This is a genomic window from Bradyrhizobium sp. BWC-3-1 (assembly GCF_032917965.1).
Taxonomy (GTDB): domain Bacteria; phylum Pseudomonadota; class Alphaproteobacteria; order Rhizobiales; family Xanthobacteraceae; genus Bradyrhizobium; species Bradyrhizobium canariense_D.
The window spans coordinates 4,034,644-4,049,890 of record NZ_CP136625.1; the positions used below are offsets into that span (position 1 = coordinate 4,034,644).

The following is a 15,247-nucleotide window of genomic DNA, read 5'->3' on the forward strand; positions in this document are numbered from 1 at the left end:
AACGGCAGAACGCACCTAGCGCAAAGCCGTCAGGCGTGAGTGCGGTGCACCGTCGTGAAATTTTCCCGGTCATCGCCGGGACCGGCGCTGCTGCGAGCCCTGATTACGCCGTCCAGATTGTGCGCCGCTCCGTCATACGAGGCACATTTATGCACCTGCGCCGGTTGATCCTCTCAGTCTGTCTCCTTGTCGTCCTTCCGGCGGCTTATGCGCTCGGTGCCGAGACTGCCGTCGGCGTCGCCATGGACGATTTCAGTTATACCGATACGTCAGCGGAGCCTGCCAACCAGACCGCCGCCCACGAGCGACGGCTGGCGGCCTTCATGGCCGCGCTCCGGCAAGATATCGGCGGAGACCGGCGCTACCGGCTCGTGCCCTCGGCCCAGGACGGCGCGGCGTTCAAGGTGATCGGCGGCATCCAGAAGACGAGCACACTGGTGCAATGGGCCAAGGTCGCCGTGATCGACGTTGGCGCCAGGAAGGTCGTGATGGACAAGCTCTACACCTTCCGCGGCGACAATGATGAATCATGGGAGCGTGCCGAGATCTTCGTGTCCCGCGAGATCATGGCCGCGCTCGGCGCACCCGCGCCGATCGCGCTGGCGGTGTTCGAATTCGAGCTCGAGGACAAGACCGCGGCGCCGGCCGCCGGTCTCGCGGCCGCAGATGCATCCTATCTGGCCGAAGTGACCGGCAGTGTGCGCGATGCCCTTGGCCAATCCGGCCGCTACCGCCTCGTCGATGTCGGCAGCGCGAACGAGGAGGCGGTAAAGGCACGCGCTTTACGCGACTGCGGCGGCTGCGAAGCGGCGATGGCGCAAGGGCTCGGTGCGGATCAGTCTCTGATCGGGGTGGTGCGGCGGGTCAGCCGCACCGAATACACGCTCGGCTTCCAGGTGCGCGATGCCAGGACCGGCGCGGTGCTGGCACGCGGCGACAGCGGCCTGCGCCTGGGCGCGGACTATTCCTGGAAACGGGGCGCCGTGCGGCTGGTCAGCGACCGGCTGATCGAGAACCAATAGCAGCGCTCATCGATCAGAACGTCAATTGCACCTTCATCGACTGCGAGCGGTCGCTGGCGAGCTCGAACGCTGCGACCGCGTTCTCGAACGGCATGGTCGCCGTGATCAGCGGCTTGACGTCGATCAGGCCTTCGCCCATCAGCCGCACCGCCAGCTCGAATTCGGGATCGAAGCGGAAGGTGCCGCGCAGCTGCAATTCCTTGGCGACGATGGAGTTGATCGGCAGCGTCATTTCGCCGCCCAGGCCGAGCTGCACCAACGTGGCACCCGGCCTGAGCACGTCGAGCGCGGTGCGGAGTGCGGCCTGGTTGCCCGAGGCTTCGAACAGCGTGTCGAACACACCCTTGCCGGTGCGCCACGGATCGAGCGCCGCGGCGTCGGCCGCGACATTGATGGCATGACTGGCCCCGAGCTTCCTGGCGACCGCAAGCGGCGCCTCCGCGACGTCGGTGACCACGATCTCGGCCGCGCCGCCGAAGCGCGAGACCAGGATCATCAGCGCGCCGATCGGGCCGCAGCCGGTGATCAGCACGCGCTTGCCGAGCAGGGGCCCGGCCTGCTTGCCGGCATGCAGGCACACCGCGAGCGGCTCGGCGACCGCGGCTTCCGCCAGCGACAGCTTGTCGGCGATCGCAACGGCCTGCGCCGCATCGACCGTGATGAATTCGCGAAAGCCGCCCTGCACATGGGGAAAGCGCATCGCGCTGCCGAGAAAGCGCATGTCGAGGCACTGGTTGCGCATACCCTCCTGGCAATGCAGGCACCGGCCGCACGGCTTGCTCGGATTGACCGCGACCCGAGTGCCCGGCTTCACGTTCGTGACGCCGTCACCGATGGCCGCGACCACGCCCGCGATCTCGTGCCCCAGCGCCATCGGCTGCTGGATGCGCACGACACCGAAGCCACCGTGATGATAGTAGTGCAGATCGGAGCCGCAGATGCCGCCGTTCGCGATCTTGACGCGGACTTCGCCCGGACCGGGCGCTGCATCTGGATAGCTATCGATCCGCAGATCTTTCGGTGCGTGAATGACGACGGCGTGCATGGTTGGCTCCCTCAGCGTTTCGCGGCTCACATCGCGGCGATCATGCCGCCATCGACATAGATGATCTGGCCGTTGACATAGGTCGAGGCCTCCGACGCCAGGAAGATCGCAACGCCCACCAGCTCGTCCGGTCGGCCCCAGCGCTTGGAGGGAACGCGGCCCATCAGCCAGTTGTTGAAATCAGTGTTGTTGACCAGCGCCTCGTTCATGTCGGTCAGCATATAGCCGGGGCCGATCGCGTTGGCCTGGATGCCGTGCTGGGCCCATTCCACCGCCATCGAGCGGGTCAGGTTCTTGATGCCGCCCTTGGCGGCGGTGTAAGGCGCAATCGTGGGACGCGCGAGCTCGCTGCCGAGCGAGCCGATATTGATGATCTTGCCGTGCTTGCGCGGGATCATGCGCTTGGCCGCTTCGCGGCCGATGACGAAGGCGCTGGTGAGGTTGGTCTCGATCACCTTGCGCCACTCGTCGGTGGTGAACTCCACCAGCGGCTTGCGGTGCTGGATGCCGGCATTGTTGACGAGGATGTCGACCGCGATGCCCTTTTTGTCGAAGTCGTTGAAGGCGGCGACGATCGCAGGCTCGTCGGTGACATTGAACGGGGCGCCTTCCGCCTGATGTCCGGCGGCACGAAACTCGGCGACGGCCTGCTCGACACGCTTGGGATCGACGCCGTTGATGATCAGCTTGGCGCCGGCCTTGGCCATGCCCTCGGCAATGGCGCGGCCGAGGCCGCGGGAGGAGCCGGTCACGAGCGCGGTGCGGCCGGAAAGATCGAAGAGGGCGGTGCTCATCTCAAGAATCCTCAGACGTTGGAACGGCGCACGGTCAGATCGGAGCGGTCGAAGACGGCAGGCAGAAGGTCGACGCCGAGGCCGGGGCCTTCCATTGGATAGACAAAACCATCCTTGATCGTGGGCATGGTGGTCACGAGCTCATTGTACCATCCCTTGTAGAAGGCGCGCACGGATTCCTGGATCAATGTGTTGGGCTGGCTGAACGACATGTGGATGGCAGCGATGAAGCCGATCGGGCCGATGCAGTCGTGCGGTGCGAAGGGCCGGTGATAGGTCTCGGCCATCGCCGCGATCTTGCGGCCCTCGGTGAGGCCGCCGGTCCAGCACAGATCCGCCATCACCACATGCATAGCGTCGCGGTCGAGCATGTCCTTGTAGGGGAAGCGCGAGCCCAGCGTCTCGCTGGCGCAGACCCAGACGTCGGTGCAGCGGGCATATTCGGCCAGCGCCTGCGGCGAGTTCATACGGATCGGGTCTTCGTACCAGGTCGGCTTGTAGGGCTCGAGCGCGCGCGCGATCTGTTTTGCGGTTGGCAGGTTCCACAGCGAGTGAAGCTCGACCATGATCTCCATCTTGTCGCCGACCGTCTTTCGGATCTTCTCGAACGGCTCGATCGCCTGCTTCATCTGCGCGGCGGAGATGTAGAGACCCTTGTTCTCCTGCGCCGCCGGATCGAACGGCCAGATCTTCATCGCGGAGATGCCGCTCTCCAGCAGGTTTTCGGCAAGCGCGTCGGCGCGGTGCATGAAGCCGTCGAGGTCTTCGTAGGGACTTTTGGCAGCGCCAAGATTCCAGTTCGCGACCGGGCTGATATTGGTGGAGCGGACATATTGGGTGCCGGCGCAGGTGTTGTAGATGCGCTGCTTGTCGCGGCAGAGGCCGCCGAGCATCTGGTGGACCGGCTGATTGCAGACCTTGCCGAACAGGTCCCACAGCGCAATGTCGATTGCCGAAGCCGCGCGATATTCGACGCCGGTGGACGACTGCGCCATCGGCAGGTTCAGCATGTCGCGATGGATCGCCTCGATGTGCAGCGGATTGCGGCCGAGCAGGCGGCCGGCAAAGGTGTCGTGGATCTGCGCCTCGACTGCGCCGGCGCCATAAAAGGTTTCACCGAGGCCGATCATGCCCGTGTCGGTGTGGACGCGCACCCAGATGACGTTGGAGAATTCTTCGGTGCGCAGCGTCTCTATCGACGTGATCTTCACGGCAATACTCCTCCCGTCGCAGGCGCGCGCAGCGCCGTCTTGTTGTCATTCCGCACCGCAACATGGTGCGGGCGCATGCGAAGTCTTACGCCCGCTTGTAATATATCACAACATGTTTTAGGGATATCACCAACAAGGCGGCCGCCCTGCAACGACGGCGCGGGCTGAGGGAGAGACGACATGGCAACGCGCAAGCGCGCGCTCGAGGTGGTGAGGAACGACGACGGCGAGGGCAAGCCCTCCCGGCGCAATCGTCTCAACTTCTTCGAGCTGGCCTATCAGAGGATCGAAGAGCTGCTCGTCCATTGCGAGCTCAAGCCCGGCCAATTCATGACGATGCTGGAATTGCAGCACATCACCGGCTTCGGCCGTACGCCGGTTCATCACGCCGTCAATCGTCTCTCCGCCGATACGTTGATCATCATCCGACCGCGCCACGGTCTGCGCATTGCGCCGATCGATCTGGCACGCGAGCGCATGCTGCTGGCCTTGCGCCGCGACATGGAGCGCTTCGTGATCCGGCTTGCGGCCGATCGCGCCAGCCTCTCGCACCGCAATCAGGCGCTGCATATTGAGCGCCTTTTGCGCGAGCGCCGCGCCACTCTGACCCTCGACGAGTTCAACAGTATTGACCGCCGCATCGACGCGCTGGTGCTGGAGGCGGCAGGCGAGCCGTTTCTGGTGCACACGCTACGGCCGTTACACACGCTGTACCGGCGCATCGGCTACATCCACCACCGGTTCATGCCGGGACAGGCCGAACTGTCAGGCACGATCGATCGTCACCTCGCCATTCTCGCCGCGGTCGCCGGCCGCCGCGTCGAGGACGCGGTGAAGGCGAGCGATGCACTGATCGACTACATGGGCGAGATGTTCACCGGCATGGAGGTCGGGATCGACCCGCGCCTGCTCGATTGCAGCATCGAGCCGCTGCTTGGCACGTAAGAAAGTTTTGAAGAGAGGACCAAAGATGTCGACGATGGCGATGCCACAACCGACCGCGAGCGAAGCCGCGGTCCGCTACCTCATCACGAACTACAGTCCCAAGGGCAACAAGGTCGGCTGGCTGATGATGGCCTCGATCCTGGTCGAAGCCTGGGATCTCTATTCGATCGCCTTCGTGCTGATCTTCATCAAGGAGCAGTTCAATCCCGATCCCCTGATGCTGGGCCTGGCCGCGGCCGGTACGCAAGGCGGCGCCCTGATCGGTGCGCTGCTCGGCGGCTGGCTCTCCGACAAGATCGGCCGCCGCGTCATGTTCCTGGTGACGATGGTGCTGTTCATCGTGCTGGCGCTGGCGCAGGCCTTCGTGCCCAATGTGTTCTGGCTCGTCGTGATCCGCTTCTTGCTCGGCGTTCCGCTCGGTTCGGACATCTCGACCGGCTACACCTACATCATGGAATCCATGGCCAAGGGTGAGCGCGAAGTCATGGGCAACCGCTGGCAATTCATGTTCGCGGTCGGTGAGGTCCTGACGATCGGCGTCATCGTGATCTTCCTGCTGCTCGACATCAACCACGAAACGCTATGGCGGGTGACGCTCGGCCTCGGCGCGCTGCCGGCGCTGATCATCCTGATCATGCGGCACGACGTGCCGGAGACGGCGGTCTGGCTGGTGCAGAAGGGACGCTACCGCGAGGCCAAGCAGGTCGCGCGCGAGATGTTCAACGACGACCTCGCCATGCTGCCGGACCATGACGTGGAGGTGCCCAAGGTGTCCACCCGCGACTTCCTCGCCGACCTCAAGAAGGATCCGATCCGCTGGCGCGCCACGATCTACGGCTGGATCGCCTGCTTCGCGCAGGCCAGCGAGTTCTCGACCTTCGCGTTCTACCTGCCGGTGCTCTTCGTGATGGTCGGCGTGTCGAGCGTGCTCGGCATCAATCTGGTGACGATGGCGCTGTTCTCCTTCGCTGCCGTGTCGGGCTGGGTCGGTCCGCTGCTGACCCCGAAAATCGGCCACCGCGGCATCTCGATCGCGGGCTTCTCGATCGTGCTGGTCTCGCTGCTGGTCGCGGCCTTCGCGCTCTACACCGACAACAAGATCCTGCTGCCGTTCGCGGCTGCCGCGATGCTGTGGGGCCATTATTGGGATGCCTCCAACTGCATGACGATCCCGACCATGGTCGCCAAGCCGAAATATCGCGGCACCGCCAGCGGCTTCGCCTACATGTTCGTGAAGCTGCCGTCGTTCCTCGCGATCTTCCTGTTCCCGTCGTTGTTCGCGGCGATTGGGCAGGCGAATGCCACGCTGTTCGTCGCGATCTTCCCGCTGATCGGATTGCTTGCCGCAATCTTCATCCTGCCGGAAGTCTACGGCTACGAGAACGACTGATCTCGCAAGTTACCTGATCGCGGCCGCCAAGGCCGCGATCAGGGCCGGCGGCGTCACGAGCAGTCCGAGCTTGAGGAACGGCCAGGCGCCGACTTCGATCTTCTCCCGCCGCAGCGCCACCAGCCACAGGATGGTGGCGAGCGAACCGGTCACCGACAGATTGGGACCGAGATCGACGCCGATCAGGATGGCGCTCACGACCGGCGCGGGCAAGTGATCGCTGGCGGCGACCGAGCCGGCAACGAGACCGACGGGAAGATTATTGGCGATGTTGTCGGCGACCGCGGTGGCGATGCCGACGCTCCAGGCCGCCTTCGTCACGGATTGTCCGACAGCTTCATGCAGCAGCGCGCTGAGCTGCCCGATCACGCCGGTCTTGATTAGCGCTTCCACCATCACGAACAATCCGCCGACCAGCGGCAGCACGCTCCAGGAGACGCCGCGCAGCACGGGGAGCGGCGATTGCCGGTTGAGCAGCAGCACGATTGCGGCTGTCACCACGCCGCAAACGAAGGTCGGCAGGCCCAATTGCTTGTCCAACGCGGAGGCCGTGACCAGCACGACGCCGATCGCCACGATGCCGATGGCCGTCAGCTTGCCGCCGCGGCCGAGCTTGGGATGCGGCACTCTGCGCGCGATCGTCTCTTCCTTCAGGGCGCGGTGCTGGGTCAGGCGCAGCACGACATAAGTCAGCAGGATCGAGGCCGCCGAGGGCAGGGCGAACAGCCGCAGCCATTCGGTGAGCGCAGGCATGTGGGCGCCGAACACGACGAGATTGGCGGGGTTGGAGATCGGCAGCACGAAGCTCGCGGCATTGGCGATGAAGGCGCAGACGAAGAGATAAGGCAGCGGCTTGGCGCCGGCCGCACGCGTCGCGGCATAGACGGCGGGGGTCAGCACGATCGCGGTGGCGTCGTTCGAGAGCAGGACGGTGACGAGCGTGCCGACAATGTAGATCAGCAGGAACAGCCGCTGCGGCGAGCCGCCGGCATGTTCCACGGCGAGCGCTGCGAGATAGTCGAACAGGCCTTCGAGCCGCGCCAGCTCGGCGATCAGCATCATGCCGATCAGGAAAAGATAGACATCCACGCCTTTCTCGATGCCGGTGAGCGCATCCCGCCAGGGCAGCAGACCGAACAGCACGAGCGCACTGGCGCCGATGATGGCCCAGATCGCCTCCGGCAGGCGAAAGGGCCGGATGATGACGCCTGCGGTCGCGACGACGATGATGCTCCAGGCCCAGATGGCGTTAGACGGCACGTTCGATCCTTGAGATGTGTCGGTTCATTCGGCAGCGATAGCGGAAGCCGATGTCGATGTCTTCCCCCCGCGAGCGCGGACGGCTATCTGCGATTGCCGCGTCTCGGCCCGAGTTTCAGTCCACAATGTTGTTCAAAAGCCCGTTGGGTTGGAGCGGCGCGATAGCGCCGTCATTGCGAGGAGCGCAGCGACGAAGCAATCCAGACTGTTTCCGCGGAAAGATTTTGGATTGTTTCGCTGCGCTCGCAACTACGGAGTTTGTGGCAGCTTCGTGCGACCATAACACTCATCGCGCCATCGACGGCTTTGCCGTGATTGCCTTGCGCAAGATGCGCGACAGCGCTTCGACCGAATACGGCTTCTGGATCAGCTCGAAACCGCGATCGGCGTTCTCGGCGAGAACGTTGCTGTAACCAGAGGTGAGCACGACGGGCAGGCCCGGATAGCGTTCGCGGATGATGCCGGCGAGCTCGACGCCGTTCATGCCGGGCATGATGACGTCGGAGAAAACGAGATCGACGGCGAACTCGTTCTCGCCGAGAATGGCGAGCGCCGCATTGGCGTTGGCGGCGCGGCGGACGACATAGCCGAGGTCTTCCAGCAGCTCGGTGGAGAACCGGCCGACCTCGTCGTCGTCTTCCACCACGAGCACGCGATAGCCGCGCCCGGTGGCCGCGGCCTCATAGGTCAGCGCCGCGGCTTCCTGATCTGTCGCGGGGCTGTGCGCCCGCGGCAGATAGATGGTGAAGGTCGCGCCTTCACCATGGGTGCTCGTCACGGCGATGTCGCCCTCGGACTGCTTTGCGAAGCCGAAGGCCTGGCTCAAGCCGAGGCCGGTGCCCTTGCCGACCTCCTTGGTGGTAAAGAACGGCTCAAAGATGGCTTCGATGTTTTCGGGCGCGATGCCGCTGCCAGTGTCGGCAACGGAGATCGCGACATAGTCGCCGCCGCGCGCCGGTTGCGTGCGGAGGTCGGGGATTCCCTGAACTTTCCGGACCGCAATGGTGAGACGGCCTTCGCCGTCCATGGCGTCGCGGGCGTTGATGGCGAGGTTGATCAGCGCGGTCTCGAATTGCGCGATATCGGCGACCGTGAAGCAGTCGCCATCGTGAACCTCCACCGCAATTTCGATGCGGCCACCGACCAGCGGCCGGACCAGCTGCGCGACCCCTTCAACCTGGCTGCCGACGTTGAAGATCTGCGGTTTCAGCGGCTGCCGGCGCGCAAACGCCAGCAGCTGGGCGGTCAGCTTGGAGGCGCGCTCGACGGTGTCCGAGATAGCATCGACATAACGGCGACGGCGCTCCTCCGGCAGCTCGCGGCGGCGCAGGAAATCGGTGGCCGAGCGGATGATGGTGAGCAGATTGTTGAAGTCGTGCGCGACGCCGCCAGTGAGCTGGCCGATCGCCTCCATCTTCTGCGATTGCCGCAACGCTTCCTCGCCGCGGCGGCGCTCGGTGATGTCGACAGCCTCGGGCACCGCGCCGGTGATGTTGCCGTGGCGGTCGAGCACCGGGCGCATGCCGAACTCGAAATCGCGCTCGCCGATGGGAAGGCGCAGGCGCATCTCCAGCCGCACGGCTTCGCGCTTGAGCACGGTGTCGAAGGCCTCGCGCACCCGCGCGCTCATGCCGTCCGTCGTGCTGAACCAGGGCGTCTGCCACAAGGGCTTTCCGATCACGTCCGCAGGGCTCGCCTTGATGGCGTCGAGCACGGTCGTGTTGGCGTAAAGCAGCTCGCCCCTGAGATTGACGAGGCCCTGATATTGGTTGCTGGTCTCCAGGATCGCGCGCAGCCGCGCCTCGTTGGATTCGAGCTCGGCGGTGCGCTCGGCGATGCGTTCTTCCAGCGTCTCGTTGAGCTGCCGGAGCTCGATCTCGGCCTGCTTGGCCACGGTGATGTCATGGGCAACGCCGATAAAGCCGATATGCCTGCCGGTCGGGTCCCAGCGCGGCTGCGATTCCGAACGCAGCCAGCGCCATTCGCCGGCGGCGTTCTTGTAGCGGGCTTCCAGCACGAACGGTTTGAGTGATGCTTCGCCCTGAACGGATTGCTGTAGCACGTGGGGCAGGTCGTCCGGATGCAGCACCTTGCGCCAGTCGAAGGCAATGGCCTGGTCGTAGGGCAGGCCGACGAAATCGACATAGGCCTGGTTGGCGAAGGACCGTGTGCGGTCGAGTTTGGTGACCCAGATCGGCACCGGGGCGCTGTCGGCGATCAGCCGGAAGCGCTCTTCGCTCTCGCGCAGGGTCTCACGCACCAGCATCTGGTCGGTGACGTCGATATGGGCGCCGACGAGGCGAAGGGCGCGGCCGCCACCGTCCCGCTCGATCTTGGCGACGACGCGGATCCAGCGGGTCTCGCCGTCGCTGGGGCGGATGATGCGGTATTCTGCGGTATAGTCCTCACTGGTGCCGGACAGCGCTTCGATGAAGTGCTTCACCGTAGCGTCCCGGTCGCCGGGATGAATGCGATTGATCCAGTCCTCGTGCGACTCGTCGGCAGCTTCCGGCGGCAGGCCGTGAAGCATCAGATATTCCGGCGAACGGCGGTTCTTGAAGCCTTCGCGGAAATCGACTTCGAGACCGCCGACCTTGCCGATGCGCTGGATGCGCGCAAGTTCGGCTTCGCGCTCCTGGAGCGCGCGATAGGCGTTGTCGCGCTCGCGCGCAACATCTTCCAGGTGCTGGCGCAGCTTTTCGGCGGCGATGGTCTCGGGCAAAGGATCGTTCAAGGCGTTGGCCGTTGTGATGCGAGAGCGCACGTGGCGGACCGATATTCACACAGACGTAGCGCGATGGCCATTGCTCAGAGGGAATATGGAAAGAAAGGCGTCGCCGGATGCAGTATGGTGGGCATGAGCGAACGCCAAGTCTGGCTATTTGTTCCGAACATTGGAACGATGAGCCCGCCGCGCGCGTATCCGCGAGGCGCCACAACTGTCATTCCCAAAAGCTCCCTTTCCGAAGAGGCTAAATCTTGAAGCTTTTTGTCTGCCAGGCCTGCGGCAACGTCCTCTATTTCGAGAACCGCACCTGTGAACGCTGCGGCCATCGGGTCGCGTTCCTGCCGGAGAAGGAGACGATGTCGGCGATCGAGCCCGACGGAGAGGTCTGGGCCACGCTCGCCGACAAGGGCAGCGGACGCATGCCGTGCCGTAATGCCGAATATGATTCCTGCAACTGGCTGACGGATGCAGGTGATACCACCGGCTATTGCCGCGCCTGCCGGCATAACGGCGTCGTGCCGGATCTGTCGGATCAGGCGCAACTCGCCGGCTGGCGCGAGCTGGAGATGGCGAAGCACCGGCTGTTCTATTCCCTGATCCGCTGGAAGCTGCCGCTCCAGACCCGGCAGGACAATCCCGAACATGGCCTGATCTTCAATTTCCTCGCCGACGATCCGCAGAGCGGGCAGAAGGTCCTGACCGGCCACGACAACGGCCTGATCACGATCGCGCTGACCGAGGCCGACGACATCGAGCGCGAGCGGCGCAGGCTGGAGATGGGCGAGCCCTACCGGACGCTGCTCGGGCATTTCCGCCACGAGGTCGGGCACTATTTCTGGGACGTGCTGGTGCGCGACGGCGGCATGCTGGACGAATGCCGCGCCGTGTTCGGCGACGATTCCGCCGATTACGGTCAGGCCTTGCAGCGCCACTATGCCGAAGGCGCCCCGCCGGACTGGCAGCAGAACTACGTTTCTGCCTACGCGACCACGCATCCCTGGGAAGATTTCGCCGAGACCTGGGCGCACTATCTTCACATCGTCGACACTCTGGAGATGGCTAGCGAGTTCGGCATGGAGGTGCGGCCCAAGGTGGACCGCGACGGGGAGTTGACGGCGCGCATCCGCTTCAACCCGTACGAAGCGAGGGACGTCGAGGCCATCGTCAACGCATGGCTGCCCTTCACCTTCGCCATGAACAGCGTCAACCGCGCCATGGGCATGCGCGATCTCTATCCGTTCATCCTCTCGCCGGTCGTTGTCGACAAGCTCGGCTTCATTCACGGCCTGGTCCGGAACGTGGGCAAGGCCGGGAAGCCGTAGGCCGTCCGGGGCCTGTCAGGCCCGTTTCGGTCTTGCTTCGGTCTTGCGCTGGTACGCCAGAGGGGCCGGATTTTGACCGTTGCCTCCAGCCTATTTTGATGTACCACGGGAGCCACACGGCCCCTCCCATAGGCTCCAACGGCCAGGGAAGGGTCCCGCCCAAGGTCGAGACTCAAGAAAAGCATGTTCAAACGCATTCTGATCGCCAATCGCGGCGAAATCGCCTGCCGGGTCATCAAGACCGCTCGCCGCATGGGAGTTCAGACGGTCGCGGTCTATTCCGAGGCCGACCGCGACGCTCTCCATGTCGAGATGGCCGACGAGGCCGTGCTGATCGGCCCGCCGGCTGCGGCCGAGAGTTATCTGGTGATCGAGAAGATCGTGGAGGCCTGCCGCAAGACCGGCGCCGAGGCCGTGCATCCCGGTTACGGCTTCCTGTCCGAGCGCGAGGCGTTTCCGCGCGCGCTGGAGGCGGCCGGCATCGTCTTCATCGGCCCCAACCCGGGCGCGATCGCGGCGATGGGCGACAAGATCGAATCCAAAAGGGCTGCCGCGAAGGCAAAAGTCTCGACCGTGCCCGGCTATCTCGGCGTCATCGAGGACGCTACGCACGCGGTCAAGATCGCTGACGAGATCGGCTATCCCGTGATGATCAAGGCCTCCGCCGGCGGCGGCGGCAAGGGCATGCGCATCGCGCATTCGACCTCCGAGGTCGCCGAAGGGTTCAACCTCGCCAAGGCGGAGGCCAAGGCCTCGTTCGGTGACGACCGGGTCTTCATCGAGAAGTTCATCGTAGATCCCCGCCATATCGAGATCCAGCTGCTCGGCGACAAGCACGGCAACGTGATCTATCTCGGCGAGCGCGAATGCTCGATCCAGCGCCGCAACCAGAAGGTCATCGAGGAAGCGCCGTCGCCGCTGCTCGACGAAGCCACCCGCCGTAAGATGGGCGAGCAGGCGGTCGCACTCGCCAAGGCGGTGAATTACGACTCCGCCGGCACCGTCGAATTCGTCGCGGGGCAGGACAAGAGCTTCTACTTCCTGGAGATGAACACGCGCCTCCAGGTCGAGCATCCTGTCACCGAGCTGGTCACCGGCGTCGACCTCGTCGAGCAGATGCTCCGCGTCGCCGCCGGCGAGAAGCTCGCCATTGCGCAGAAGGACGTCACGCTGACCGGCTGGGCAGTGGAGTCGCGCCTCTACGCGGAGGACCCGTTCCGCAACTTCCTGCCCTCGATCGGGCGCCTGGTGAAATACCGTCCGCCGGCGGAAGCGAGCCAGGACGGCATCACCGTGCGCAACGACACCGGCGTGCAGGAGGGCGGCGAGATCTCGATCCATTACGATCCGATGATCGCCAAGCTCGTCACCCACGCGCCGTCGCGCGCCGCCGCGATCGAGGCGCAGGCCACTGCGCTGGACTCGTTCTATGTGGACGGTATCCGCCACAACATCCCGTTCCTGTCGGCGCTGATGCATCATCCGCGCTGGCGCGAAGGCCGGCTCTCCACCGGCTTCATCGCCGAGGAATTCCCCAAGGGCTTTGCCGTGCGCGTGCCTGAAGGCGAGGTCGCACGGCGGCTCGCTGCGGTCGGCGCCGCCATCGATCACGTGCTCGGCGAGCGCAAGCGGCAGATCTCGGGGCAGATGGGCGGCCGCATCGTGCAGCGCGAGCGTCGCCGTGCGGTCTGGCTCGACCGCCAGGAGATCCTGCTGGAGATCGCGCGCGAGGGCGAGGCGGTCGCGGTGCGTTTCGTCAATGCTGACGGCAAGACCGGCAATGCGCATCTGTTGCAGTCGCCGTGGAAGCCGGGCGATCCTGTCTGGCAGGGCACCATCGACGGGCATGTCGTCGCGGTGCAGGTGCGCCCGATCGCGAACGGTATCCGCCTCGCGCATCAGGGCGTCGAGGTGCCGGTCTATGTCTGGACCGAAGCGGAAGCTGCCTCGGCGCGGCTGATGCCGGTGACCACGGCTGCCGACACCGGCAAGAAGCTGCTTTGTCCGATGCCCGGTCTCGTGGTCTCGATCGCGGTGACCGAAGGGCAGGAGGTCAAGGCCGGCGAGACGCTCGCGGTGGTCGAAGCCATGAAGATGCAGAACGTTCTGCGCGCCGAGCAGGACGGCACGGTGAAGAAGATCCACGCCAGCGCCGGCGCGACGCTCGCGGTGGATGCGCTGATTTTGGAGTTTGCGTAACGTCATTGCGAGGAGCCACCGGGTCCGCGCGAAGCGCGGCCCGATGACAGGCTCCGCGACGAAGCAATCCAGTCTGTCTCTGCGGATGCATTTCTGGATTGCTTCGCTTCGCTCGCAATGACGGAGTATGCTGCGGCCTCCGTGACCTAACCGAGACATCACCATGGCCTTTCGTTCCCGCCGCGAAAAACTGCGATCGATCCTGTCGGGCGGGACGTGCGTCCATCCCGGCTCGGTCTACGACGCTATCTCGATCCGCATCGCCGAGGATCTCGGTTTCCCGCTCGGCATGTTCGGCGGCTCGGTGGCTTCGCTCGCGGTGCTCGGCGACCCCGACATCACGCTGATCACGCTCACGGAACTTGCCGAGCAGATGCGGCGGATGTCGCGTGCTGCAGCGCTTCCGGTGTTGGTCGATGCCGATCACGGCTATGGCAACGCGCTCAACGTGCGTCGCACGGTGCAGGAGCTGGAAACGGCGGGCGCCGCCGGCCTCACCATCGAGGACACGCTGCTGCCGGCTGGCTTCGGCGAAGCGAAGACGCAGCTGATCTCGCTCGAGGAGGGCGTCGGCAAGATGAAGGCGGCACTCGACGGCCGCGGCGACCCCTCGCTCGTCATCATGGGCCGCACCGGTGCGGCCTCGATCACCTCGATCGAGGATGCGATCCGCCGCGCCAGAGCTTATGAGGCTACCGGCGTCGACGCGCTGTTCTTCACCGGCATCAAGTCGCGCGCCGAGCTCGAGGCCATCGTGTCTGCGACGCGCCTGCCGATCGTGCTCGGCGGCGCGCCGGAGGAGTTGAACGTGCTCGAATACCTCGCTGGCCAGCGCGTGCGCATCGCGCTTCAGGGCCACGCGCCGATCGCGGCCGCAACGCAGGCCGTCTACGAGACGCAGAAGGCGCTACGCGACGGCACTGCGCCGAAGAATCTCAAAGGTCTCCCATCGTCGGACTTGACCAGCCGCGTCACGCGGGAGGCCGACGTCAAGGCGCGGAGCGCCGATGTCCTCGGACTGAAACAATGAGCCGGGCGATCCTCCAGGTCATGATCCGCGGCCGCGTGCAGGGGGTAGGCTACCGGGCCTGGCTCGAGTATCAGGCGACGACGTGCGGTCTCGAAGGCTGGGTCCGCAACCGCCGTGACGGCAGCGTCGAAGCGCTGTTCGCGGGGCCGCCGAAGCACGTCGCGGACATGGTTGCGCTGTGCCGCCACGGCCCGCCGTCCTCGCGCGTCGACAGCGTCACCAGCGAGACGGCCGACGTCGATGAACTGAACTTGCGCCGAGCAGGCGAGGCGTTTTCGGTGTTGCCGACGGTGTAGCTAAA

General features: G+C 65.0%; 12 protein-coding genes. 7 read left to right on the plus strand and 5 right to left on the minus strand.

The features are described from left to right. Positions 1 to 149 precede the first annotated feature (149 nt). Complete coding sequence (locus tag RX329_RS19530) at positions 150 to 1,022, plus strand: DUF3280 domain-containing protein (RefSeq protein WP_085351337.1); 873 nt, start codon at positions 150 to 152, stop codon at positions 1,020 to 1,022. Positions 1,023 to 1,035: 13 nt separating this feature from the next. On the opposite strand, the gene RX329_RS19535 is transcribed toward RX329_RS19530, so the two are convergent. Genes RX329_RS19535 through RX329_RS19545 form a run of 3 tightly spaced genes read right to left on the minus strand, consistent with a single transcriptional unit; the run spans position 1,036 to position 4,072 of the window. After that, a complete protein-coding gene (locus RX329_RS19535; protein ID WP_085351338.1) occupies positions 1,036 to 2,067 on the minus strand; it encodes an L-idonate 5-dehydrogenase in 1,032 nt (343 codons plus the stop codon). 26 nt (positions 2,068 to 2,093) lie between these two features. After that, positions 2,094 to 2,861, minus strand: coding sequence for an SDR family oxidoreductase (locus RX329_RS19540; RefSeq protein ID WP_018455242.1), 768 nt, complete (start codon positions 2,859 to 2,861; stop codon positions 2,094 to 2,096). Positions 2,862 to 2,872: 11 nt separating this feature from the next. Continuing rightward, a complete protein-coding gene (locus RX329_RS19545) occupies positions 2,873 to 4,072 on the minus strand; it encodes a mandelate racemase/muconate lactonizing enzyme family protein (protein ID WP_085351339.1) in 1,200 nt (399 codons plus the stop codon). Positions 4,073 to 4,252: 180 nt separating this feature from the next. On the opposite strand from RX329_RS19545, the gene RX329_RS19550 reads away from it, so the two are divergent. Then, a complete protein-coding gene (locus tag RX329_RS19550; RefSeq protein WP_085351340.1) occupies positions 4,253 to 5,017 on the plus strand; it encodes a GntR family transcriptional regulator in 765 nt (254 codons plus the stop codon). A 25-nt stretch (positions 5,018 to 5,042) separates the two neighbouring features. Continuing rightward, on the plus strand, positions 5,043 to 6,407 hold the full coding sequence (locus RX329_RS19555) for an MFS transporter (protein ID WP_085351341.1): 1,365 nt from the start codon (positions 5,043 to 5,045) through the stop codon (positions 6,405 to 6,407). A gap of 9 nt (positions 6,408 to 6,416) precedes the next feature. Here RX329_RS19555 and RX329_RS19560 read toward each other — a convergent pair whose 3' ends face one another. Continuing rightward, entirely contained in the window at positions 6,417 to 7,667 is a 1,251-nt protein-coding gene (locus tag RX329_RS19560; RefSeq protein ID WP_018455238.1) for an arsenic transporter, read from the minus strand. A gap of 286 nt (positions 7,668 to 7,953) precedes the next feature. Next, complete coding sequence (locus tag RX329_RS19565) at positions 7,954 to 10,431, minus strand: PAS domain S-box protein (RefSeq protein ID WP_317246333.1); 2,478 nt, start codon at positions 10,429 to 10,431, stop codon at positions 7,954 to 7,956. Positions 10,432 to 10,646: 215 nt separating this feature from the next. Between RX329_RS19565 and RX329_RS19570 the strand changes: the two genes are divergently transcribed. The 4 genes from RX329_RS19570 to RX329_RS19585 all read left to right on the plus strand — a co-directional run bounded on the left by RX329_RS19570 (position 10,647) and on the right by RX329_RS19585 (position 15,242). Then, a complete protein-coding gene (locus tag RX329_RS19570) occupies positions 10,647 to 11,717 on the plus strand; it encodes a putative zinc-binding metallopeptidase (RefSeq protein WP_018455236.1) in 1,071 nt (356 codons plus the stop codon). Positions 11,718 to 11,900: 183 nt separating this feature from the next. Beyond that, positions 11,901 to 13,916 carry an acetyl/propionyl/methylcrotonyl-CoA carboxylase subunit alpha gene (locus tag RX329_RS19575; protein WP_018455235.1) on the plus strand — a complete coding sequence of 672 codons (2,016 nt, stop codon included), beginning with the start codon at positions 11,901 to 11,903 and terminating at the stop codon, positions 13,914 to 13,916. 163 nt (positions 13,917 to 14,079) lie between these two features. Beyond that, positions 14,080 to 14,946: an oxaloacetate decarboxylase gene (locus RX329_RS19580; protein ID WP_018455234.1), complete on the plus strand. Its 867-nt coding sequence runs from the start codon at positions 14,080 to 14,082 to the stop codon at positions 14,944 to 14,946. Beyond that, a complete protein-coding gene (locus RX329_RS19585) occupies positions 14,943 to 15,242 on the plus strand; it encodes an acylphosphatase (RefSeq protein WP_007603158.1) in 300 nt (99 codons plus the stop codon). The genes RX329_RS19580 and RX329_RS19585 overlap by 4 nt, the downstream gene beginning before the upstream one ends. Positions 15,243 to 15,247: the final 5 nt, after the last annotated feature.